The sequence below is a fragment of the Neptunicella sp. genome (assembly GCF_048268085.1).
GTDB lineage: Bacteria > Pseudomonadota > Gammaproteobacteria > Enterobacterales > Alteromonadaceae > Neptunicella.
The window spans coordinates 40,472-64,838 of record NZ_JBLWWF010000002.1 but is presented as its reverse complement, the minus strand read 5'-3'; the positions used below and the strand labels follow the sequence as shown (position 1 = coordinate 64,838).

The 24,367-nt window shown below is 44.2% G+C and carries 20 protein-coding genes and 1 tRNA gene; 8 read left to right on the top strand and 13 right to left on the bottom strand.

The window, feature by feature from the left end; all coding sequences use genetic code 11:
• Positions 1–50: 50 nt before the first annotated feature.
• Complete coding sequence (gene gloB, locus ACTD55_RS01715) at positions 51–833, bottom strand: hydroxyacylglutathione hydrolase (RefSeq protein ID WP_438862571.1); 783 nt, start codon at positions 831–833, stop codon at positions 51–53.
• A gap of 40 nt (positions 834–873) precedes the next feature.
• Here gloB and ACTD55_RS01710 point away from each other — a divergent pair, with 40 nt between their 5' ends.
• Complete coding sequence (locus tag ACTD55_RS01710; protein WP_438862570.1) at positions 874–1,620, top strand: methyltransferase domain-containing protein; 747 nt, start codon at positions 874–876, stop codon at positions 1,618–1,620.
• 97 nt (positions 1,621–1,717) lie between these two features.
• Here ACTD55_RS01710 and metG read toward each other — a convergent pair whose 3' ends face one another.
• On the bottom strand, positions 1,718–3,751 hold the full coding sequence (metG, locus tag ACTD55_RS01705; RefSeq protein ID WP_438862569.1) for a methionine--tRNA ligase: 2,034 nt from the start codon (positions 3,749–3,751) through the stop codon (positions 1,718–1,720).
• 100 nt (positions 3,752–3,851) lie between these two features.
• Between metG and apbC the strand changes: the two genes are divergently transcribed.
• From apbC to ACTD55_RS01690, 3 genes are all read left to right on the top strand, one after another.
• Entirely contained in the window at positions 3,852–4,928 is a 1,077-nt protein-coding gene (apbC, locus tag ACTD55_RS01700) for an iron-sulfur cluster carrier protein ApbC (RefSeq protein WP_438862568.1), read from the top strand.
• Between the two features lie 193 nt (positions 4,929–5,121).
• Positions 5,122–5,721 (top strand): dCTP deaminase, encoded by a 600-nt coding sequence (dcd, locus tag ACTD55_RS01695; RefSeq protein WP_438862567.1) that lies wholly within the window; start codon positions 5,122–5,124, stop codon positions 5,719–5,721.
• A gap of 97 nt (positions 5,722–5,818) precedes the next feature.
• A tRNA-Pro gene (locus ACTD55_RS01690) sits at positions 5,819–5,895 on the top strand.
• Between the two features lie 393 nt (positions 5,896–6,288).
• Here the strand turns inward: ACTD55_RS01690 and ACTD55_RS01685 are convergent.
• The 8 genes from ACTD55_RS01685 to ACTD55_RS01650 form a co-directional block, all read right to left on the bottom strand.
• Positions 6,289–6,780: a hypothetical protein gene (locus ACTD55_RS01685; RefSeq protein WP_438862566.1), complete on the bottom strand. Its 492-nt coding sequence runs from the start codon at positions 6,778–6,780 to the stop codon at positions 6,289–6,291.
• A 336-nt stretch (positions 6,781–7,116) separates the two neighbouring features.
• On the bottom strand, positions 7,117–7,677 hold the full coding sequence (locus ACTD55_RS01680) for a hypothetical protein (RefSeq protein ID WP_438862565.1): 561 nt from the start codon (positions 7,675–7,677) through the stop codon (positions 7,117–7,119).
• 4 nt (positions 7,678–7,681) lie between these two features.
• Complete coding sequence (locus tag ACTD55_RS01675) at positions 7,682–8,623, bottom strand: alpha/beta hydrolase (protein ID WP_438862564.1); 942 nt, start codon at positions 8,621–8,623, stop codon at positions 7,682–7,684.
• A gap of 155 nt (positions 8,624–8,778) precedes the next feature.
• A complete protein-coding gene (locus tag ACTD55_RS01670; protein ID WP_438862563.1) occupies positions 8,779–9,648 on the bottom strand; it encodes a 3-keto-disaccharide hydrolase in 870 nt (289 codons plus the stop codon).
• 130 nt (positions 9,649–9,778) lie between these two features.
• Positions 9,779–11,071: an NAD(P)/FAD-dependent oxidoreductase gene (locus tag ACTD55_RS01665; RefSeq protein ID WP_438862562.1), complete on the bottom strand. Its 1,293-nt coding sequence runs from the start codon at positions 11,069–11,071 to the stop codon at positions 9,779–9,781.
• A gap of 193 nt (positions 11,072–11,264) precedes the next feature.
• A complete protein-coding gene (locus ACTD55_RS01660) occupies positions 11,265–12,026 on the bottom strand; it encodes an ABC transporter permease (RefSeq protein WP_438862561.1) in 762 nt (253 codons plus the stop codon).
• Positions 12,026–12,949: an ABC transporter ATP-binding protein gene (locus tag ACTD55_RS01655; protein WP_438862560.1), complete on the bottom strand. Its 924-nt coding sequence runs from the start codon at positions 12,947–12,949 to the stop codon at positions 12,026–12,028. Before ACTD55_RS01655 ends, ACTD55_RS01660 begins: the two co-directional genes overlap by 1 nt.
• A 251-nt stretch (positions 12,950–13,200) precedes the next feature.
• Complete coding sequence (locus ACTD55_RS01650) at positions 13,201–14,811, bottom strand: ABC-F family ATPase (protein WP_438862559.1); 1,611 nt, start codon at positions 14,809–14,811, stop codon at positions 13,201–13,203.
• A 243-nt stretch (positions 14,812–15,054) separates the two neighbouring features.
• Here ACTD55_RS01650 and ACTD55_RS01645 point away from each other — a divergent pair, with 243 nt between their 5' ends.
• The gene (locus tag ACTD55_RS01645) at positions 15,055–16,314 is read left to right on the top strand and encodes a cation:proton antiporter (RefSeq protein ID WP_438862558.1); all 1,260 of its coding nucleotides are present in this window, start codon (positions 15,055–15,057) and stop codon (positions 16,312–16,314) included.
• A 10-nt stretch (positions 16,315–16,324) separates the two neighbouring features.
• Positions 16,325–16,912 carry a DUF1294 domain-containing protein gene (locus tag ACTD55_RS01640; protein WP_438862557.1) on the top strand — a complete coding sequence of 196 codons (588 nt, stop codon included), beginning with the start codon at positions 16,325–16,327 and terminating at the stop codon, positions 16,910–16,912.
• Between the two features lie 272 nt (positions 16,913–17,184).
• On the opposite strand, the gene ACTD55_RS01635 is transcribed toward ACTD55_RS01640, so the two are convergent.
• A complete protein-coding gene (locus ACTD55_RS01635) occupies positions 17,185–18,024 on the bottom strand; it encodes a DUF2797 domain-containing protein (RefSeq protein WP_438862556.1) in 840 nt (279 codons plus the stop codon).
• 190 nt (positions 18,025–18,214) lie between these two features.
• On the opposite strand from ACTD55_RS01635, the gene ACTD55_RS01630 reads away from it, so the two are divergent.
• The gene (locus tag ACTD55_RS01630) at positions 18,215–18,949 is read left to right on the top strand and encodes a MauE/DoxX family redox-associated membrane protein (protein WP_438862555.1); all 735 of its coding nucleotides are present in this window, start codon (positions 18,215–18,217) and stop codon (positions 18,947–18,949) included.
• A gap of 83 nt (positions 18,950–19,032) precedes the next feature.
• Here the strand turns inward: ACTD55_RS01630 and ACTD55_RS01625 are convergent, their stop codons facing one another.
• Positions 19,033–21,558, bottom strand: coding sequence for a glycoside hydrolase family 3 protein (locus tag ACTD55_RS01625; protein ID WP_438862554.1), 2,526 nt, complete (start codon positions 21,556–21,558; stop codon positions 19,033–19,035).
• Positions 21,559–21,783: 225 nt separating this feature from the next.
• Here ACTD55_RS01625 and ACTD55_RS01620 point away from each other — a divergent pair, with 225 nt between their 5' ends.
• The gene (locus ACTD55_RS01620; protein ID WP_438862553.1) at positions 21,784–22,596 is read left to right on the top strand and encodes a polysaccharide deacetylase family protein; all 813 of its coding nucleotides are present in this window, start codon (positions 21,784–21,786) and stop codon (positions 22,594–22,596) included.
• Between the two features lie 77 nt (positions 22,597–22,673).
• On the opposite strand, the gene ACTD55_RS01615 is transcribed toward ACTD55_RS01620, so the two are convergent.
• Positions 22,674–24,365 carry a diguanylate cyclase domain-containing protein gene (locus ACTD55_RS01615; RefSeq protein WP_438862552.1) on the bottom strand — a complete coding sequence of 564 codons (1,692 nt, stop codon included), beginning with the start codon at positions 24,363–24,365 and terminating at the stop codon, positions 22,674–22,676.
• Positions 24,366–24,367 lie beyond the last annotated feature (2 nt).

The following is a 24,367-nucleotide window of genomic DNA, read 5'->3' as shown; positions in this document are numbered from 1 at the left end:
CTTAATAATTCAATACTAACTTATTTTGATATTCTCATACATTGTACGGGTTAAAATTGATCTTTCCAGCGCCGCAGTTCAGCAAACACATCTTTTTCGGTACTTAACTCCCGTCCAGCGTATTGTGATACGTGCTGAACCACCTCAACTTGGTCACAACGCAAAAATGGATTAATGCGCAATTCTTGTGCTATTGACGTCGGAATGGTGGGGTTGTCGTTAGCGCGAATCGCTTTTGCTTCAAAGAGATAGTCAGTGAGTTGCGGGTTATTCGGCTCGACGGTGACAGCAAAATTCAAATTAGCTAACGTATATTCATGAGTACAATAAACCTTGGTATTTGCCGGTAATCGGGTCAGTTTTTGTAATGAATCAAACATTTGCTCTGGGGACCCTTCGAACAATCGCCCACAGCCGGCAGAAAATAAGGTGTCACCACAAAACAAGCCGATATTGCCATAATAGGCAATATGGTCGCGGGTATGTCCGGGTACCTCGAAAACTTCAAATTGCAAATCTAACCCGTTAAGTTCAATGTTGTCGGCTTGATTTAGACAATAATCAACATGAGGAATACGTTCGCGATTGGCGGCATATACTTTAGCGTCGGGAAAGGCTTGGCATAATTCGGATAAGCCACCAATATGGTCGGCATGGTGATGGGTAATGAGTATATCGGTAAGCGTTAATTGATGCTCTTGCAAATAGGCCAGTACCGGTTTGGCATCACCTGGATCAACAACCGCACAATGCTTGCCTTGCTGAATGCACCAGATGTAATTATCTGTAAATGCACGAATAGGGGTGACTTCCGGCATACTTGAGTTCATCATCAGTTTATATCACCTTTAAGAGTTGATTCAGTATTTAAAAATGAAACCAGCATATTTATCTGATAAACCTGTCTATCCTCGTTCCTGGCAACAATTGCCACTGGGTGAGCATATTGCGCAATTAACAGAACAAGTGATTAAGCGTAAGTGTCGCCAATTTTTTGGTTATCACATGGTGCAATTGGGCGATCTTAGTTGTCAACTTGACTTAAGCGAATGTCCAATTCAGCATCGAATATTACAGACTTGTAAAATGAATAATGGTTCCAGATTATTGTCGTTATCTGAATCTTTACCCTATCAAGAAAACTCCATTGATGCCTTTGTTTTAGCTCATGAACTGGACTTTGCTGCTGATCCTCATCAAATTTTGCGTGAAATTAACTATGCGATTATCCCTAATGGTCATCTGGTGATCAGTGGGTTTAACCCTTTTAGCTTTGCCGGAATTGGTCGTTTATTACCGTTTAAAGGCGACAGTGTGTTGCACCAGGCTAGGTTTTTTTCCGCTGGCCGAATCAAAGACTGGCTACAGTTGTTAGGTTTTGAAATCCTCAGTGATCAGCGGATGTTGCACAGTGAGATCTTATTTGAACGACAATCCATGCCATCGAGTTCGTGGCAAATGTTTGGTGAAAAGTATTTACCGTTATTAGGTTCGATTTATGTGATCACCGCTAAAAAACGCGAATCAACCCTGACAATGATTAAACCTAAATGGAAAGTTGGCCGTCAATTTTCCCCCGTAGGAGCCAGCGTACAAGCCTGGCATCGGGATGGTCATTAGTTAAACAACGTTGAGCAGCGAGCTAAAAGACGACATCCCCGCTAACCACAGGCGGAGATGACGCCAATTCGTTTTTGGTCTTAGCCCCGCAGCTTAATTATTTTACCTTCATACCCGGTTTAGCACCGGCATGAGGTTCCATAATCCATAAATCTTTACCACCGGGGCCTGCGGCTAGCACCATGCCTTCGGATAATCCAAAGCGCATTTTTCGAGGGGCCAGATTGGCCACCATCAAGGTATGTTTACCTTGCAGATCTTCTGGGGCATAAGCGGATTTAATTCCGGCAAATACCTGACGGGTTTCGCTGCCTAAGTCCAGTTCCAAACGCAGCAATTTTTCTGCGCCTTCCACATGTTCGGCTTTGGCAATCAATGCGACGCGTAAATCGACTTTGGCAAAATCGGCAAATTCGATGGTCTCGCCAATAGGATCTTTAGCCAGTTCACTATCAGGATCGGCTTTTTCAGCTTGTGTTGCTTGCAAGTCTTCCTTGGACGCTTCAATCAAGTCATTAACCTTATCCATATCTACTCGTTGCATTAACGGCTTAAACTTGTTGATAGGGTGGTTCGTCAGCACAGTTTGCGCGCTATCCCAGCTCAAGGTGTCGTTAAGGAATTCTTCGGCCTGGCTGGCCATGGTCGGTAATACCGGTTTTAAATAGGTCACCAGAATACGGAACAGGTTAATGCCTAATGAGCATACCTCGTGAGTAAATTGTTCTTTCCCTTCCTGCTTGATGCTGACCCAAGGAGCATTGGCATCAATAAACTGATTGGCTTTATCCGCCAGTGACATTATATCGCGGATGGCACGGTTATATTGGCGTTTCTCGAAGGCTTCAGCAATAGTGCTGGAAGCTTGCTGAAACTGATCAACTAAATCCTGATCCAGTACATTGGCCGATAAGCTGCCATCAAACCGTTTGGTAATAAAACTGGCGCAACGGCTGGCGATATTGACGACTTTACCGACCAGATCCGCATTCACTTTTAACACGAAATCTTCAAAGTTTAGATCGATGTCTGTCACGCTATCATTCAGTTTACTGGCGTAGTAATAACGCAAATATTCCGGATTCAAATGTTCTAAAAAGGTACGGCCCTTAATAAAGGTCCCTTTTGATTTAGACATTTTGGCGCCGTTTACGGTAATAAAACCATGTACATTAACCCCAGTTGGCTTGCGGAATCCCGCACCTTCGAGCATGGCTGGCCAAAACAGTGAATGGAAATAGGTAATATCTTTACCGATAAAGTGATACAACTCAGCACTGGAATCTTTGTTCCAGTACTCGTCAAAATCGACATTATTGTTATCGCAGAAGTTTTTAAAGCTGGCCATGTAGCCGACAGGCGCATCAACCCATACATAGAAGTATTTACCCGGTGCATTGGGGATCTCAAAACCAAAATAAGGCGCATCCCGGCTGATGTCCCACTGTTGCAAACCATCGGCAAACCATTCTTGCAGTTTATTGGCCATTTCGGTTTGGATCGCACCACTTTTCATCCAGTCTTGCAACATGTCAGAAAACTGCGGTAAATCGAAGAAATAATGTTCCGAATCTTTTAATACCGGTGTGGCACCGGATACCACCGAACGGGGATTTTTCATCTCGACCGGGCTATAGGTGGCGCTGCACACATCACAGCTATCGCCGTTTTGGTCTTCGGCACCACATTTAGGGCAAGTGCCTTTGACAAAACGATCCGGTAAAAACATTTGCTTTTCCGGGTCGAATAGCTGGCTGATGGTACGTTTAACGATATAACCGGCAGCATCCAGACGGTTATAAATTAATTCACAAATTTCACGATTTTCATCTGAATGTGTGACGTGGTAGTTGTTATAATCGACCCCGAAATCCATCAGGTCCTGATGATGTTCAGCGCGCGTGCGACTGACCATTTCTTCCGGAGTAATACCCAGTTCCTGCGCTTTTAACATCACTGGCGTGCCGTGTGCATCATCGGCACAGACGCTGTAACATTGATGACCGCGCATGCGCTGGAATCTTGTCCATATATCAGTTTGAATATGCTCAAGTAAGTGGCCTAAATGAATAGAACCATTGGCATAGGGAAGGGCACTGGTAACAAGAATTTTGCGCTGTGTCTGGGTCATAGTAGTTGCAGGAAACCATAGCTAATAAAGAGGTGGCGAATGTTACCGAAAACCACCACGCTTTGCATCGACAAATTTGTATATCTAACCGGAGAAAACCATGATTTTTGGCAAAAAACAGTTAACCGATGAAATAGTCAGCCAAATTCAGACTGAAATCGCCCAATTTTATGCCATTCCAGTTGCTGGAGTGGCGGGGTGGTTAACCGCCAAAAATAATAAACTGCTCATTGATATTCCGTTTGCTGCCAGTTCACAACTGGGTAAATTGAATAAGCTCCTTAGCCAATGGCTACAAACTCGCGAACTGAATAAAATCGAGCTGAATATTAGTCAATCGATTATGCCGCTGCCCACCAATAATCCGCCCATTCCCTGTATTAAAAATGTGATTGCGGTTGCGTCCGGTAAAGGTGGAGTGGGTAAGTCTACCAGCGCAGTGAATCTGGCCTTTGCGTTGTTGCAGGAAGGGGCCACGGTGGGAATTCTGGATGCGGATATTTATGGTCCGTCTATTCCGATTATGCTGGGCAACCCTAAAGCCCAGCCGGATAGTGACGATGGTAAACATATGCAGCCGTTGCAATCTCATGGTCTGGTGGCCAATTCCATCGGTTATCTGGTGCCTGCCGAAGATGCCGCCATCTGGCGCGGACCTATGGCCAGCAAGGCATTACAACAATTACTTATGGAAACGGCCTGGCCCACACTGGATTATCTCATTATTGATATGCCACCGGGGACAGGGGATATTCAGCTTACTTTATCGAAAAGTGTGCCGGTCAGTGGTGCGGTCATAGTGACGACACCACAAGATATTGCGCTGGCTGATGCATTAAAAGGAATTAGTATGTTTAACAAGGTAGATGTACCGGTATTAGGGATTATGGAAAATATGAGTTATTACCAGTGCCGCCAATGTGGTCATAAAGAAATGTTATTTGCCAGTGAAGGGGGCGTGCGTTTGGCCCAAAATCATCATGTTGAATTACTTGGACAGTTACCACTGGATATTGTGATCCGTGAACACGCAGATAGCGGCACACCATTGTTGGTGAGTGAACCAGATAGTCCGTTAAGCGTCAGTTATCGGGACGCTGCACGTGCTATGGCTAAACAGCTTTATTTACAATCATTAAAACCGGGTCAGAAAATAGCGGTTCAGAATCTGTCCTGAGTGACGCTATTACAACTTGCGAACCTAAGCTACAAAAACGGTAAGTATTTGGGACGAATGCTGTTGGAGTTGCTCACCACTCGAAGCTCGTTGCACGTCGCTGAATTATGGTAGGTGTATTTTTTATCGGCATGAGTATAATGACGCGATTAATTTTTTAGCCCATCTAACCTAACTAATAAGAGCGAAATGCATGCGCCTGTGTGATAAAGACATCGTCAACTATTTACAACAAGGGAAAATCGCCATTAATCCTGCTCCAGCGAACGATATGATCAGTGGTGTAACGGTAGATATTCGCTTAGGCAACAAATTCAGGGTATTTCAGGATCATCACGCTCCCTATATCGATTTAAGTGGCACTAAAGAGTCCATGCAGGCGGCACTCAATTCAGTCATGAGTGATGAAATTGTTCTCGACGAAGGTAAAGCGTTTTTCTTGCACCCGGGTGAATTGGCATTAGCCGTTACCCATGAATCTATTACGCTACCGGATAATATTGTCGGTTGGTTGGATGGACGCTCCTCTTTGGCGCGATTAGGTTTGATGGTGCATGTTACCGCGCACCGCATCGATCCGGGCTGGTCAGGCAATATTGTCCTGGAATTTTTCAATGGTGGTAAATTGCCACTGGCACTTAAGCCAATGATGAAAATCGGTGCCGTCAGTTTTGAAATAATGTCAGGTTCCGCTGAAAAACCTTACAACTCCCGCTTAGACGCGAAGTACCGCGGACAGGACGGCGCCATCGCCAGTCGTATCGACGCGGATGGCAGTGATAACGGCCAATAATTCCACCTTAATTGCTCAAGCTTTAGGCAAACAGTGTGTTTGCCTAATCTAATCCGTTGCATTGAAAGCATAAATGAGTACACTATGCGCCTTCGGTCGGTGTGTAGCGCAGCTTGGTAGCGCACTTCGCTGGGGGTGAAGGGGTCGTAGGTTCAAATCCTATCACACCGACCAATTAATCTTCTTCCTCGATTTTCTCTAAAATAAATTCCACAGCCAGAATTCTAATGAACCTACGACATAAGCGCGAAGCGGTCACGTCGTGTTCACCAATTCGTCGGGAACGAATTTGAACGCGCTTTAGCGCGGCCCGAAGGGCGAAGCACAGGATGTGCGGAGTAAATCCTATCACACCGACCAATTAATCTTCTTCCCCGAATATCCCAATTATTAAATCAAATTTAATTCTCTTTTCAGGCATTGTTTACCGCTAATGGTTTGCCCGTTTAATCAACGGACTGTCACCCGCGTTTAATATTGGTCACAAAGACGGCTTTGAATAAAAAATGTTAAGTACTGAATGGTCTTAGGAAAGGCTTTTACGGTGATCTAGCGTGGGGTAAAAAATTAAAAGTGACCTACAACATTAACAAAAATATTGCCATCAGTGAGTTGGGCGTGCGTTTCGCGGTCTGAATAGCCTGCCGCAATTTCCAGATCTTTGGTATGAAAGTAGGCAACAGCAACGGCATAATCCCGTCTAATTTGATGCCCATCATTATTATTGCTCATATAGCCATTAATGCTGAGTGAATGGTTAACCGGATAGCGGGAAATAACTTCCACATATTGATTGTTGGTTACCTGATTATTGTAGTAATTGATCACTAAATTCTCGTGCTCTACGCCAATTATCCACTCCACCGAATCATTCGCGTCATCGGTATATAAATAGGTATTAACTGAAAAATCCAGCAGATTTTTGTCACCCAGTTTATGCGAGTAACCAATAAACTTGCCGGATTCCAGTTTATTCAAACCGTTAGATTTTTGAGTCTGATAATCGATGCCCCGAATAATTTGAATGCTGTTCAATTTAGATACGACAGATTGTGCCACATTGTCACATTGAGCAGGAAAACAGCAAAACGCCAACACCGCCAGAAGTAAACTCTGGGGTTGCCTGACTGTAAAAGAGGCCAATAATTTAAATGTCGCTGTTTTCATTTTACAAGTGGTTAATAATTAATCAGTTGTCGCGTTTAGGGCGCGCATAATATGGTGATAAATTGACCAGCTCAAGTGAATTGCGGGGATATTGGGTATGTCAATGCATACCCATATATACGGGTGGTAAGTTAACCGATGATATGTAAACGCAGTGTAAAGACGACTAGCGTTAATGTGAATAAAGTGATGAGGTAACTACTTGTTTTATTTGTTTTTACTGGTTTTCTAGTGGCTTTTTTGAAGTCGCTTATGACTAAAGCGAGATATAAATTGGGACTCTGCCTGTTGGATTATTTTATTGGTAACGGGTTTACCGTTGGCCAGTTCCTTGGCTATGTTGTGGATTAAGTTATCCCGCTCAAGGATAAGTTGGTCAGCTTGGCTAAATAAATCGCTAGCCTCGGGGTAACGTTGTTTGATCTGGGTAATATCACCTAAGGTGTAATATGCCTGCTCGACAGCATCATTAAATAAACTGCGTTTTGCATTAAAGACTAAATAATTTTTCACATAAGCAGATTGGATATAGTCAATATCTGCTTGTGTCAGGCCCGCGGCTTTGGCTACCTCGGCGGCTTTGTGTTGCCATTGGTTAATCGCGTCCAAATCACCCGTGGATACGGCGTGTTTTACTCCCGTGATTAAGTCGTGGGTATTGAGAATATCGTCGCGGCTAATGGTTGTCTGGGGCGGCTGATTATTGGCCAGCAAGGTGGGGCTGAAGGTGATAACACTGACGAATGCAAACAACAGTGCTGCCAGACGAGTTTTAGTTATGATAAGCATTGTTTTACCTTCTGGTGTAATCGGTGTTGCCTGGCATGTTGTCGTTGTGGTTTTGTGGCAACGTGGGGTCAATATTGATGCTTCTAAGTGATTCACCGATAATGCGAACCACCGGGGTGATTTGTTCGTTCTTGGTGACAAAGTAACTGTGTCCCTTAATTCTGTCCAGCGAGAAGTTGATTTTATCGCAGTCAATGGCCTGTACATTGTCGGGTAATCGGTGCGGGTTTTCCGGTCCCGATTGGCCTAAGCGTCTGGATACGATTCTGTTGACCATATTCGCCACCACACTGGTGCGTAATGCCAGATCATCTCTGGCATAAAATACCGTGACCTGATCGAAGGTTGTGCTGAATATTTCTCCTTCGTTGCCTTTTTCCAGAGCCTCATTTTCAATATCCGGCGCAATCAAAAATAGTTGGGAGAGATGTTGGTAATCAGTATCTTTTAAACTGTGTAGCAGTAAGCGCGCGCCCATGGAGTGGGCGACAATATGCACGCGGCAGTTGGTTAAAAGACGGGTAACGGGTAATAAACAGGTTTTGACCAGCTCGGCTGCTAAGTCGGCCCATCGTTGATCTTGAAAATAATTGTTCACCGGCATGGCATCTTTTTGCGTCGGCCAGAAAAATGGAATGATTTTAAAGTTGTTTAACCCCGAAAGGTGCAATTGGTGACTAATATTTTCTACCCGTTGCAGTACTTTTTTATAGGGCGGATTGTTAAATCCGTGGATATAGAATACAAAATCGGAATGGGGTGTCTGGTTCAGTTCGTCCACCCATTGGGTTTCGTCAAGTGGAGACACCCGTCTAGGATCGGCAAATCGGCCAAACAGTAACGTATCTGTCAGGATTTCATTTTTTGCCGATAATTCTTGCCGGTTTGTCAGTGGTCTGGCCGAAACCAGCCAACTAATATGACTTTCCGCATCTTCCGTTAACATATTAACGTCCCTATCTGCTATAGATTGTTGATTTTATCAACAGTATATAAGCCAACTGGGGCAGCATTTTCAAGTCGGGTGATCCTTTTCGCATCTCCCGACTATGCTACAACGATATTAAGTTAGGCTAAGAGAAGCACCAACAGCTAGCGTAATTAGTTAAACAGTTTGCTATAGCGGATGGGCAGTTTATCCAGTGTTTTTATTTCAATATTTTTATAAAACACTTCTGCCGCTTCACTTTGCAGCTGAATTTTACCTTCAACTAATGGGGTGTAACTTCCGTTGTCTAGATAGCGGGAGTTTTTCAGTACCATGACGACCTGACCGTTGACGATATGCAGGCTTTGGCCTTCAAAGCAGATCAGTTCGAGCGTATTCCATTGGCCAAAGGGCTTTTCAGCATTCTCTTTACGTAACACAAATCCGGCAATGTTCTCACCTTGCCCCACCTTGATAAACGGCTGAGTTTCGTCCGCCACCGGGTTCATGATGGACTCGGGTAAATAGGCGCGAATATCGATGGCTGACGTGGCCTGACTCCAGTAATCGCCCATATGGCCACGCATAATTTGAAATTCTTGCGATAACATCCAGGAGCGAAAATATTCTTGTCCATGTTCCCCAATGGCATGATATAAAATTCCGCTATCTCTGAGTTTGTTCTCACGGGGAGGCCACTTTTTCTGCCCCCAGCGAAATTGTAATTTGAGATGATAATTGCGATAGGATTGTTTACTGGTGACGGCACCATAAATTTCACCCGAAATTCTCAGTACTGGCTGGTTATCCTGCTCAATAACAGTAAACACCTGATATTTATCATTACCGGTATTAAAACCAATAGGGGCAATAGGTTTACCATTATCATCCAGTGGTATGTCGCCATTATAAGTTTCTTTATGTTTGTAGCTTAAATAGGTATCCCAGTGACTCAGGTTTTTATCCAGCAGCGGTTGCCAGTCTGATGCAAAAGCCGGTGAGCAGATTAAGCTGACAAGTATATAAAAAGGTTTAAATTTCATTGTGTTAAGCCATTTAGACAAGATAAGGGGTTAATAGCATTGTTTTGTTGATTATGTAAAGGATAACCCGGTGTTGTTCACGCCTTCCTTGGCTAACGAGAAGGGAGCCTAAGCTCCCTGAATGTTCAAATTAATGCAATTTTAATTTGGTACTGACCATATTGCCCACTTTACGGCTGAGCATGACTAGCATCCCTTTTAACCAGCCGTGAATGGCGATTTGGTGCATGCTGTATAACGAGGTATAAACCAGTCGTGCCAGTTTTCCTTCCACAAACATACTGCTATTGGACAAATTGCCCATTAAGCTGCCCACGGTACTGTACTTACTTAAATGTACCAGCGAACCATAGTCACTATAGACGTAGTCTTTCAGCGGTTGGCCGTTCAGTTGATGGATAATATTCTTATATACCAAGGAGGCCATTTGATGAGCAGATTGCGCTCGTGGTGGTACCCAGGAACCGTCGGCCTGTTCACAGGCACAGCAATCTCCAAGCACAAAAATATGGTCGTCGGTTTTGGTTTGTAAGCTGGGTTTAACCAATATTTGCTGGGAACGATTAAGCTCGAACAAATCCAGTTGTTTAATAATATCTGGCGCTTTTACCCCTGCTGCCCAAACCATTAGATCACTTTCAATCAGTTCATCCTCGCTGGTGACAAAACCGTCTTGCTGGGCACGGATGACGCGGGTGTCTTCAAGAATGCGTATATTTAATTTCTGTAATGCCTGTTTGGCCGCATTAGCAATGCGTTCGGGCAGGGCGGGTAATATGCGTGAGCCCGCTTCTATAATGGTGATCTGGATCCGTTTGGCCGACATTTCCGGCATGCCATACGCTTTGGACAAGTTAGCGACATGATGCAACTGGGCTGCCAGTTCGGTGCCGGTTGCACCTGCACCGACAATGGATATTTTAAGAATGTTTTGTTTGGTTTCTGGTTGATTAATCCGTAAAAGCTGATTGATCAGCGCCCGATGAAAACGTTCCGCCTGCGCCAATGAATCCAGAAAGTAGCTATATTCTTTGACGCCCGGGGTGCCAAAGTCGTTACTAACACTACCTATCGCCAGTACTAAAATATCGTAGTTAATTTGCCTTTCTGGCAGGATCAACTGGCCGTTTTCATCGTGATAGGCGTCGAGCGTGATCGTTTGTGCAGTTGCGTCGAGATTGGTTAAGGTGCCTTGTTGAAATTCATAACCATTACGACTGGCATGCATACGATAATCCACACCATCGGAACTTTTATTGATGACACCCGCCGCGACTTCGTGCATCAGTGGTTTCCAGATATGCGTTCTGACTTTATCCACCAATACCAGCTCTAACATGGCGTGTTTACGACAATAACGACTTAATTGTGTGACTAATTCAAATCCCCCGGCACCACCGCCTACGATTACGATACGTTTCATGATTTTTTCCACTAAAGTTTAAGAATTTGGGGCAGGGCAGTTGTGTTGGACAGACAGGCAATAGCGCTAACTGGGGGATGAATGGAACGGTATTGGCGGCGCTGGAAATGCGTGTTGTCATAGCCTTCTAAATCAAATTGGATGAGGGCACCCTTATACAAGGATGCCTCTAATCGATAGGCTTATTGTAACACTATTGACGCAAACGGTAACCGGTTTTAAAGATCCACCATATAAAGGTCAGGCATATCAGCATAAACAACAATGTCATGCCCACACTGATACCGATATGCACGTCGGAAACACCGTAAAAACTCCAGCGAAAACCGCTGATCAGATATACCACCGGATTAAACAGGGTGATTTTTTGCCATAGTGGCGGCAGCATACTGATGGAATAGAAACTGCCACCGAGAAAGGTCAACGGAGTAATGACCAGCAATGGCACTACCTGTAATTGCTGAAAGTTATTCGACAATATGCCGAGAATAAAGCCGAATAAACTGAAGGTAACCGCAGTAAGGACTAAAAATGAGAACATCCAAAATGGGTGTTGAATATCGTAATCCACAAAAAATCGTGCAGTAATAAGGATGAGTAAACCTAATACAATCGACTTACTGGCGGCTGCACCCACATAGCCCATCACAATTTCAAGGTGTGATACCGGCGCCGATAATACTTCGTAAATAGTGCCGGAGAATTTAGGGAAAAATATCCCGAAAGCGGCATTCGAAATACTTTCGCTGAGTAACGCTAACATCATTAAACCGGGAATAATAAAGGCACCATAGCTAACCCCGTCGATATCACCCATGCGTGAACCAATCGCCGCACCAAAAACGACAAAGTACAGCGAAGTGGATAATACCGGTGAGGCAATGCTTTGCATTAAGGTACGAAAGGTACGGGCCATTTCAAATTTATAAATAGCCTTGATTGCGTAAAAATTCATTATTTGGCCCTCACTAGATTAACAAAAATGTCTTCCAGCGAACTTTGGGTGGAATTCAGATCTTTAAAATCGATGCCGTGTGCGCTGAGTTTTTTGAGTAGCTCGGCAATGCCGGTATGCTCGCTTTGGGTATCGAAGGTGTAAATAAGCTCGTTACCCTCATTAACCAGCTCCAGTGGCAAACTGTGTAACTCGGCAGGAATGGTATCCAGCGGTGTTTGCAATTGTAGCGTGAGCTGACGCTTGCCTAATTTGTGCATCAGGACTTTTTTGTCTTCCACCAGTACTATTTCACCTTTGTTGATCACACCGATGCGATCGGCCATTTCTTCAGCTTCCTCGATGTAATGGGTGGTTAAAATAATGGTGGCCCCGTTTTCGCGCAAACCGCGTACCATTTCCCACATATCACGCCGCAGATCGACATCCACTCCCGCGGTGGGTTCATCTAAAAAGAGAATATCCGGCTCATGAGACAGGGCTTTGGCAATCATTACCCGACGTTTCATCCCGCCAGATAGCGCCATAATCTTGGAATGACGTTTATCCCACAAACTTAATTGACGCAGGACTTTTTCGATATAAGCGGGATTGGCGGGCTTGCCAAACAGGCCTCGGCTAAAGGAAACCGTGGATTCAACACTTTCAAAAGCATCGGTGCTGATTTCTTGTGGCACTAAACCGATTTTAGCGCGAGCGGCGCGAAAATTGCTGACCACATTGTGACCATCGGCCAGGATCTCACCGTCACTTGGATTAACAATACCGCAAATGGTACTGATTAAAGTGGTTTTGCCGGCACCATTGGGGCCAAGCAGGGCAAATATCTCGCCTTTTTGGATGGTTAAATTAATATTTTTTAGAGCCTGAAAGCCGGAATCGTAACGTTTATTTAAATTTTTGATGGAAATGATTGATGACACAGTAATTCCCTGTATGTAAAGCGAATGCGTTTAGAACGACGAATCAACATTATCATAAGGGATTTAGCTGGCAGAAACTATTGGATTATCATTATGCAATCCATCACTAAATATGATGTTTTAGCGAGTTAAAATTTCAGCTCCCGGTCATCAACTGGTGACACTTAATGCTCAGGGGCGTGGTGAGTTGTTTAACGATAATGAGTAACACTATCCTTCTCCCGCCAGGGAACCATAGTGTTACTCGGCTGTTAGCCGTTGGCCACTTTTAGCTGATGTTCCTGACTGGCCAGATATTCATCATAAGTTCCCTGAAAATCGATCAATCGATGATTTTTAATTTCTACGATACGGGTGGCCAAAGACGAAACAAACTCGCGGTCATGGCTGACAAAAATCAGGGTGCCATCGTACTCAGCTAAAGCGATATTTAATGCTTCAATCGCTTCCATATCCATGTGGTTAGTGGGCTCGTCCATGATTAATACATTGGTGTCCATCATCATTAACTTGCCATATAACAGGCGATTTTTTTCTCCACCCGAGCATACCTTAACCGGTTTGTTAAAGTCGTCGGCAGTAAATAACAAGCGGCCTAGCATGGCTCGTACCTGTAAATCGTCGTGTTTTGGGGTACGCCATTGTGACATCCAGTCGAATAGCGTCATGGTGCAATCAAAGTCGGCGCTACTATCTTGTGGGCAATATCCGATGATGGCATTTTCAGACCACTTCACGATACCTTGCTTGGCTTGTAACTGGTTAAGCAAGCAGCGAAGCAGGGTGGTTTTACCGGCACCATTCTCACCGATAACCGCTAAACGGGCACCGGCTTCCAAAATAAGCTCGCCTTGTTCAAATAACATTTCACCTTCAAAACCATGAGCCAGATTTTCCAGTATCAATGCCTGACGAAATAGCTTCTTGGATTGCTTAAATTGTAATGAAGGGGTTCTGCGACTGGAGGATTTAACTTCATCCAGCGTAATTTTTTCCATCCGTCTGGCGCGGGACGTGGCCTGTTTCGCTTTGGAGGCATTGGCTGAAAAGCGATTAACAAAGCTTTGCAGTTCGTCAATTTCAGCACTTTTTTTAGCATTTTCAGTTAATAGTTGTTCCTGAATAAGCGAAGAGGCTGCCATAAAGGCTTCGTAGTTACCGGGGTAAATACGTAATTCACCATAATCAATGTCTGCCATGTGGGTGCAAACCGCATTCAGGAAGTGACGATCATGGGAAATAATAATCATCGTGCATTTACGCTGGTTGAGGACGTTTTCCAGCCAGCTTATCGTATGGATATCCAGGTTGTTGGTCGGTTCATCCAGCAACAGAATATCCGGATTGGCAAACAGGGCCTGGGCTAATAACACGCGTAATTTTTTACCCGGCGCGACTTCACTCATAGGCCCAAAGTGGAATGCCTCATCAATTCCGGCTTCGAGTAAAATATCTCCGGCACGACTTTCTGCGCTGTAACCGTCCATTTCGGCAAACTGGGTTTCCAGATCGGCGACTTTCATGCCTTCTTCGTCAGACATCTCCGGCAGGGAATAAATCCGATCCCGCTCTTGTTTGATTTCCCACAATTTAACATCGCCCATGATCACCGCATCCACCACCGAGTATTGCTCAAAAGCAAACTGGTTTTGGCTGAGGGTACCGATGGTTTGACCGGGCGTAATCGACACATTGCCCGAGCTGGGGGCGAGTTCACCACTAAGGATTTTCATAAAGGTGGATTTACCACAACCATTAGCGCCAATTAAGCCATAACGATTCCCGTTACCAAATTTGGCGGAGATGTTTTCGAACAGCGGTGTGGCACCAAACTGCATGGTGATGTTAGCGGTGGATATCACGGGTGGTTTCCTAGCATAAGTAAAAACGCTGCAGCGGCTGTGGCGAAAAGGGCGAACAAAATGCATACAACAAAAGGCCGCGCACTATAGTGATTTACGTGCGAAATGTCGAGGTAAACCGCGGATTAAATCGATTCTTTTATCTTGTGTTCATACCAATAGATGACTAAGTAATAAGCAAAGTGTCATTTTTAGCATTGCGCTGTTAACCTGAAGCTAATATCCACATGTTCAGGATAATCAATGACCGATCTGTTAAATAATGCCCAGTGGTTTGTGTTGATTGGTGGCTTACTGGTGTTCATGGGACTGACGTTTACTGTGATCAAACGTCTGCCGGTGACCTCTGCGATTATCTATTTGGCAGTCGGTATGTTGGCGGGGCCGACGGTATTGCATTTGTTTCATTTTAACCCCCTCAAAGAATCCGCTTTATTAGAAGTGCTAACGGAAGTGGCAGTTCTGATCTCGTTGTTTTCTGCCGGGGTTAAAATGCCGGTTCCAGTGCGGTTTTCCAACTGGAAAGCACCACTGTTATTAGCATCGGTGTCGATGACCCTGACGGTCGCCATGGTTGCCGCATTTGCTTACTATCTATTAGGACTGCCATTAGGCGCAGGTGTGCTACTAGGGGCGATTGTGGCACCTACTGATCCGGTTTTGGCGACCGATGTACAAATTCGTCATGCCAGCGATAACGATAAACTGCGTTTCACCTTAACGTGTGAAGCAGGTATGAATGATGGTACGGCCTTTCCCTTTGTAATGTTGGGATTAGGTTTACTTGGAATACATGATCTTGGCGATGCTGGAACGCAATGGATATTATTTGACGTGTTGTGGGCGACGGTAGGCGGGGTTCTGATTGGTATCATTTGTGGGGTAATCTTAGCCAAGGTCGTCTGGATCCTGCGGGGTAAACAGCATCGACATAAATTACTCGACGACTTTTTGGGCTTAGGATTAATTGGTTTTGTGTATGGGTTAAGTGTTATGGCGAATACCTGGGGTTTTTTGGCCGTATTTTTTGCTGCCGTGGCATTGCGTCAAACCGAGAATCAATTAGCGGTAAAATCAACTCGCAAAAATACCTCTTCGCAGAAAATGCCGTCCACAGTCAGTAAAGGGTCGTTAATTTTTAAAGAGCACCTTGAACGTTTGTCTGAATTGGTACTGATTTTACTGATTGGTGGCACGTTGTTTATCGACTCGTGGAGCTGGCGAGCGGTAGTATTGGCATTATTTTTATTTTTTCTGGCTCGACCTGTCAGTGTGTTTATTGGATTACTCGGCAGCCGAACCTCTTTCCGGGTACAGGCGATTTCTGCCTGGTTTGGCGTGCGGGGAATTGGTTCTCTGTATTATTTGATGTATGCCATACAACATGGACTGCCTGAGCATATTGCACTACAGTTGATGCATTTTACCCTGATTGTGGTGACCTTATCGATTTTACTGCATGGCACAACGGTTAAACCCTTAATGAATCGGTTTTGGCGTTAGATCAACAAAGATGATGAAGCAGAAAGGCAAATTAGTTAAATGGGATAATGACAAAGAATTTGGGTTTATTCAGCCAATGGCCGTGAGCAAGCCCATCTTTATCCATAAAAATGCTTTTATTAATAAAACCAGACGCCCTGAGCTTAACGATATTATTACCTATGTGGTTGTCACCGACAGACAAGGAAGAGCCTGCGCTCAACATGCTACTTATAGCGGTGAAAAACGGGTAGTTAAACAGCAAAAATCCGTTAATCGGCTTTCTATCTATCTCGCTATAATCTTTTTAATGCTTATCTCAGTGGCTACCTGGTTGGGGCATTTCCCCAGAATATTGTTAATCAGTTATTGGATGCTAAGTGTTGTTACCTACCTAGCTTACGCCTGGGATAAATCTAGCGCTAAACGCGAAGGTTGGCGAACTTCGGAGCAAACACTACATCTGTTAGCCTTGTTCGGTGGTTGGCCGGGCGCAGCGATTGCGCAGCAGCATTTACGTCATAAGTCGGTCAAAAAGTCCTTCAGGATTACCTTTTGGTTCACTCTGATGGCCAATGTGGTGGCGTTGGTTTGGTACTATTCAGGCAAAGTGGGTTGAATCACAAAGTTTAACTAAATCAATTGCTGTATTGGCGCTTGTGGTAATGCGTTTTCGCACTTTGCTGTCGTATCGATACACAACGCAACGGCAACGTACTGATGGAATTAATCGGGGACATGTGCATCATTCAGGCCAGAATGGCCAGTTGTATGCCGATCTAAGCCCAAAATATTGACAGCCAAACAGATTATTGATTTTGTGGTCGCGCAGCAGCATTAATAGGTATTGGGGTGATAATGGCGTAATTCTGGTTACGCCGTGATCCACTTTTATACTGTTTCAACCGTTAAATCATACCCGGCGTATTTGCGCATATTAATTACCCGATCACCATCCAATAGCCAGTATTGACCTTTGATGCCATTCAACTGGCCGCTAAATTGCCCTTCTTTATCCAGATTGATGGATTTAACTTTGTCCGGATACTGGTCAACCGGATAGTGAATTTCTATTGCTGGTGCATCGACAACATTGATCGCCTGAAGTCCATGTTGCTCGGTTAATGCGGTTAATGGTTCGGCTACTTTTTCCAGTAATTCATCCCGTAATGCGACTAAATCAACCTGTTCCGGCTGGCTTTTTAACATGGTGCGCCAGTTAGTCTTATCAGCGATATGTGCTTTAAAAGTGGTTTCCACTAAACCGCTCATTAAGCGATTTTGTACCCGCATTATGGGAATGGCTTGAGTGGCGCCCTGATCCAGCCAGCGACTGGATACGCCGTCGGTAACGTGACGGGTAATCCCCACTTTCACGGTGCCAGTATTGGCCAAATAGACAAAATGATCGGCAAAACAGTTTTCCTCTCCCCACTGTGGCTCACGGCAGGTTCCGGCATCGTAATGGCACAATTCGGGTTTGATAATGCAACTGTCGCATTGAGCCAATGAAATCAGGCAACGATAGCAATAGCCCTGATTAAAGCTCTTTTTGGTTTTTGTTTGGCAGTGCACACAATGAATTTGGTCATTAAAGCTAACATTGATGTGATGACCAATCAGGTTATTCATATCGACAAGTTGGTCACCGACGGGTAACTGGTATTGAGCTAGATGGTTTGTGTCTGTGCTAACCCGCATCTTGCGGATAGTGCCTTGGTATACTGTCATATTGCGGTGTGCCTACGGTTATTTCGGGATAAAAATAGGCTGGGATTATACCAGTAAATTAAAGTCAAATTTTCGATTTACCCGCAAGTATGTCAGGATAAAACAAAGATGAAGGTCATCTATTGATGTCATTCGTTTATTAAAAAGGATGTTCAGACCATTTCAACTTATTACTGTAAGGAGAAAAGTCATGACAAAAACAGCCAGCCTGTACCGTATGGTTACCGACCAGCATATTTGTCCCTTTGGATTAAAATCCAAAGATCTGCTTAAGCGAGAAGGCTATAGCGTTGAAGATCATAAACTTACGTCACGCCAGCAAACCGATGAGTTTAAACAACAGCATGAGGTTAACACGACGCCTCAGACGTTTATTGCTGGCAGACGTATTGGTGGTTACGACGATTTACGTGAATTTTTTGATAAGGGGCCGGCTCAAACGGAAGGAACGACTTATACCCCGGTTATCGCTATTTTCGCTGTGGCATTGTTGATTGCCCTTGGATTGAACTGGAATACCAGCCAAGCGCTGTTGTCGGCATCGACCATTACACACTTTGTTGCCCTCAGTATGTGTTTATTAGCCGTACAAAAGTTGCGTGACTTGTACGCTTTTTCCAACCAGTTTATTACCTATGATTTACTCGCCATGAGATGGGTGCGTTATGCCTATGTTTATCCGTTTGCAGAAGCCTATGCCGGACTTGGGATGCTGGCAGGATTCAATGCCTGGTTAGTGGCACCCGTTTCATTATTTATTGGTGTGGTGGGGGCGGTCTCGGTGTTTAAAGCGGTTTATATTGATAAACGCGAATTAAAATGTGCCTGTGTGGGAGGTAACAGTAATGTTCCACTGGGATTTGTATCGCTGACCGAGAATTTATTTATGATAGGCGCGGCCCTCTGGATGTGGCTGACACCCTGAGTGACTGACTAGAGCGATGGCAATAAAAAGGTGACTTTTCTTCCCCATATGGGGGAAGAAAGGTCACCAATAGGAAGAAATGGCTATTGCGGACAGTGAGTCGTCTCAGCTGATTTTTCACTAGGCACTATTCGAATATTACTTAAGGTTATATCCGTTTTAGCACCGCTGCTTAATTTGAAAGGGCTATACACTCGAGCGAAATTGACATCACTAAAACAGGCTAGGGGGATGCTAATTTGTTGCCATTGATTAACCTGCACGTTGGTCAGTTGCGTGTTCAAATCCAGTAATTTACTGCAGCCATTTTCACATTGCATTGAAAGCGTTATTGGGCTGGAGGGAAGCTGATTTAATTTTAAATCAAAACTGATGGATGCATTTTTCTCTTGGTAAGGACGTAAATCCTCAGGGAAGTTACTCGCCAATGAAACCGCTGCCTCCTTATGCCACATGATATGCAGCGCATCTTCCTGAACATGGTAATCGGTTGTTTTAACCGATAGCTCAGGTAATTCCACGACGCTGGAAGTCATGGCTTTAGTTTGTTGATTGGCATTAATCCGCAGTTCCCATGGGGCCTGTACCGTCAGACTAAATAATTTCATTGGGGATAATTGAGCTCCCTCAGCGGTTTGTACCGTTTCATTCAAATCATCGCCTAACAGGTTGTCATCCTGATAAGTTAACCCAAAGCCGTATGGCAGCAACGGTGCATATTCAGGATCGAAGCGATTGGCATGCTGAGTCGGCGTATTAGGCCAGCTAAAGGATAGTTTTCCGACGAAATCATAGTTGGGTTTTTGTTCTGCGGCATTAAAGATCACATCCGCAATCGCGCCACCTTCAGTACCGGGTAACCATGCGGCAATGAAGGCGTCAGAAGCATTTAGCTCGGGGTTCACCCACATTGGCCGACCCGAAATAAAGATAGAAACAACTTTGATGCCATCGGCTTTAAGCTGACGTAATAAGGCGAGGTCTTTTTTGTTACCGCGCTGATATTCCAGATTATCGACGTCGCCATTACCTTCCGCGTAAGGGTCTTCACCAAATACCACAATGGCGACATCAGGCTTTTGACGATATTCGCCGCTGACACTCAGTTCAGTGGAACCACCGGCTTGTTCAACTTGCTGTTTGATTCCGTCATAAATAGAGCTACCACCGGGGAAATCAGCATTAACATTTCCGGTACCTTGCCAGGTAATGCTCCAACCACCAGATTGCTTGCCAATATTGTCGGCACCATCACCGGCGATTAAAAAGTGTTGGGTTGGATCAAGAGGTAACAGGTGCTGTTTATTTTTCAGCAATACCAAGGATTCCCGCACCGCTTGGCGGGCAATTTCGCGGTGTGCCTGTGAACCAATAATCTCATTGTTACCGGCTAACTGACGGTGAGCGGGGGAGGGTTTGTCAAATAAACCGGCACGAACTTTTACCCGCAAAATACGTCTTACTGCGTCATCTAGTCGGGATTGTGCAATCACCCCCGATTTGACTTGAGCAATGAGGTTATTCATTAATGGTTTCCACGCATCAGTAGGCACCATATAAATGTCCAGACCGGCATTCATTGCCTGAGGACAATTCTCATTAGTGCAGCCTTTAATTTGACCATGACCGTTCCAGTCACCTACCACTAAACCATCAAAGCCCATCTGATTTTTGAGCACGTCAGTGAGCAAATATTTGTTGCCGTGATTTTTAATTCCATGCCAACTATTAAAAGACGCCATCACAGTTTGGGTGCCCGCACTTAAACCACCTACATAACCTTGCGCGTGAATATCAAATAACTCCTGTTCGCTAGCCAGGTTATTGCCTTGGTCATCACCATTCTCAGTTCCACCGTCGCCAAGGAAATGTTTTGTGGTGGAGATAACGTGTTGTTGATCCATAAAATCAACTCCCACATCACCTTGCAGTCCTTCAACAATCGCTGCCGCGTAATCACGTACGATTTCAGGATCTTCAGAATAGCCTTCATAGGTTCTGCCCCAGCGATCATCACGCACAACTGCAACGGTAGGAGCAAATACCCAGTCGATTCCGGTGGCGAGTACTTCCTGTGCCGTAGCTTGCGCAATTTTTTTAATCAGAGCCGGATTGTGAGCGGCCCCTAATCCAATATTGTGCGGGAATAACGTTGCGCCGATGACATTATTATGACCGTGCACAGCATCGGTGCCCCACATGGTGGGAATAGTAGAGCCGTCCAGAGAATCATCAATGGAGGCTTGATACATATCCTCAGCCAAGGTTATCCAGTCTTCCGCTTTGGCATGTTTATTATTATTCGGAAACGCGCCACCGCCGTTAAGGAACGAGCCAAAACCATAACGACGCATATCTTCAACACTAATATCCCGAATTTCCGGTTGAATGGTTTGGGCAACTTTTTGCTCTAAGGTCATGCCTGACAGTATGGTTTCTACTCGTTGTTCAACAGCAGGGTCCTGTTTGACCTTAATGTTCAGTGATGGCCATATTTTGCTGGCATCTTGATTCACAACAGGATCTTGTTGTGACATATCGTTGCTACATGACTGCATGGCTAACGCACAGGAAAGTAGTAATGTAGATTGGCTTAACAGTTTTTTCATTCAGTTTATATCCAGTATTTCAATACACTGCCTTAGTGCAGTGTTTTACAGTTTGTTTCAATCTTGTTGATGGGGTGTTAATTGTGTATCTTATTATGTAAGCGCTTACATTTACAGTTTTTTTATTCAAACACGATATTTTTTTAGGCTCTGGGCTGAAATCGTAATAGTGGGATGCGCACATCTACGTTAAACAATTAACTCAAAATAAACATGAGGTAAGAAATGAATCATTATTTTAAATTTGCAATTGCCGGGGTGTTATTGAGTATTACATCGATAACCAATCTGGCCTTGGCTGCACAACCAATTCACTGGCCTAATGGTGCTAAAGCCGCGATTAGTCTGGCTTATGATGATGCACTAGATAGCCAACTGGATAATGTGGTACCGGCACTGAATAAATATGGTTTTAAAGGTTCGTTTTATGTGAAATTAGCCTCGCCGGTGATTAATAACCGTTTTGATGAATGGCGGGCCATTGCAGCACAAGGCCATGAATTGGGTAATCACAGTCTTTATCACCCATGTCGGGCATCGTTACCTGGACGGGAGTGGGTAACCGAGGATGCTGATCTGGATCGATACAGCGTGAGCCAAATGGTATCAGAAGTGAAATTGGCTAATACATTTTTACATGCCATCGATGGAAAAAACGACCGAACATTTACGACTCCTTGCGGTGATTTAAAGGCGGGTGGCGAAGATTATGTTAACCAGATTAAGTCTGAGTTTGTGGGAATTAAGTCAATGTTTGGTGATCAACCTCAGCCAGCCACAGAGTTGGATGTAAAGCAGACCCGAGTTTGGGCGCCAACTGGCAATAGCGGTAAAGAACTGATCGACTTTGCCAAGCGAGCCGCTGAAATGGGCACGCTGGGTAGTTATACTTTTCATGGCGTCGGTGGGGATCATCTTATGGTTTCGGTGCAAGCCCATAACGAATTACTCGCTTATTTAGCTGCGCATAAGGATATTTATTGGGTGGACAGTTTTATAAATATCAGTCGCTATATGGCTAAACAACAGACTAAATAATGATCGAGCCTGAACCTGTCACCTGTTTTTCAACGGGTGACAACGTTAACTGATTTAGCTGATACAGGAAGGAAATTTCACTCCAGACTCGTTTGTGGGCTAAAGCAGAAAAATTGATTTCTTCCCTGACTTTTCGCTTGATATAAGGCTAGATCAGCGTTTTTAAGTAATTGTTCAGCGCTAATTGGCTGCTCAGGTGAAAATGTCGCTATCCCAATACTGACGGTGACATAGGGTGCGGCCTCACTGAAGAGGTGGGGGATTTTCTGTTCAATAATGGCAGTTAATATTAACTCAGCAATGTGAATTGCGCCTTGTTCGTCGCTTTGTGGTAACAAATAGATAAATTCCTCGCCACCATAACGGGCCACGAAATCTTCATTTCTGCGTTTATTACTGGAAAGCACATAGGCAATTTCTTTTAGACATTTGTCGCCTTTAGCATGGCCATAGTTATCGTTATAGGCTTTAAAATAATCGACATCTAACAATAAAACCGATAAAGGCCACTGGTGACGAAGGGCTGATTGCAGACTATTTGATAATCGTTGATCGAGCGCACGTCGATTGGCAATGCCGGTTAGGCTGTCGGTTAAGGATAACTCTTGTAGTTTTTGTTTTTGTTGTTCAATGGTATCGACAACATAATTAAAGGAGCGGGCGATATCGGTAATTTCATCATTACCTTGAATAAATAAGGCTTCATTTCCTCCTGAGATGCGTCCACGTACTTTTTTATTGAGTATTTCAAGCCGTTTCACTACTCGTTGGCGGATAAGAAACATTATGGCAAGTAAAAACACGCCAGCAAGCAGAGACATCAGTCCCATCAAGCGAATTTGTTGTTTGACCTGCTGGTTGGTTTGTTGGGTTTCGTGCTGAATCGCATCGTTGAGCTTGGCCGACTGGTATTCAACCAGGTTGGACAAATCATTAACCAGATTTCGCACAAAATGGCCTCTGCCAATTGCTCTTCCGGTGATTTTCAACTGTTCCATCCGCATGGTTATCAAACCTTGTTCACCGAGTAACACTTCGCGCAATTGCACGATGGTTTCGTTGGCGCGGGATTGGGACAAAATAGGTAACTGGCCAATTTTTTGTTGTTGGCTAGCAAGTAATGCATGTACTTTGCTGGAAATCTGTCTTATCTGATTCATTCTGGTAAGCGTAATCGCTTCAGAAGAGGTGGTTACCACATCGGCGAGTTCAATGGTCCATAGATAAGTCGCAGGTGTTTGCGCGTTTTTATCGTCATTATTTAGCATATATTGCATCACCTCTTTATAGAGTTGATACATGATTAGTTTTTGCTGGGTAATCTGGGTTTCAAATTGTAGTTTTTGCTTTATAAGCTGGTTTAAATCATCTAATTCCGTGGCAATTGATTCAATATGGATCGCTAAATAATCATCTTTTTCACTATTGTCGATGAGCGTTAAAATATCTTTGACATTGTTATCAATGTCTTGCTCCGCAATTCGGCGTGATGCCTGGCTGGAAGCTTGCGTGAGCCCTTCAATTAAATAGGTTAAAGAACTTACCTGACTGTTTACCTTATTACTATGCACTAATGCCGGAATCGATTTATCCGTAATATCATCCAAAATCATTTGGAATTCAGTTAATCGATAGTAAACCAGTGAAGCAACTGCACTTAGCAGGAGTAGGGCACTGATTAATATAAAAGTGAAAAACGTGTTGAGGGATAAAGAGCGCTTCTTTGGATTCTCTAACAAATAAGATGATGGGGTGCGTTTTTCCTCCATGA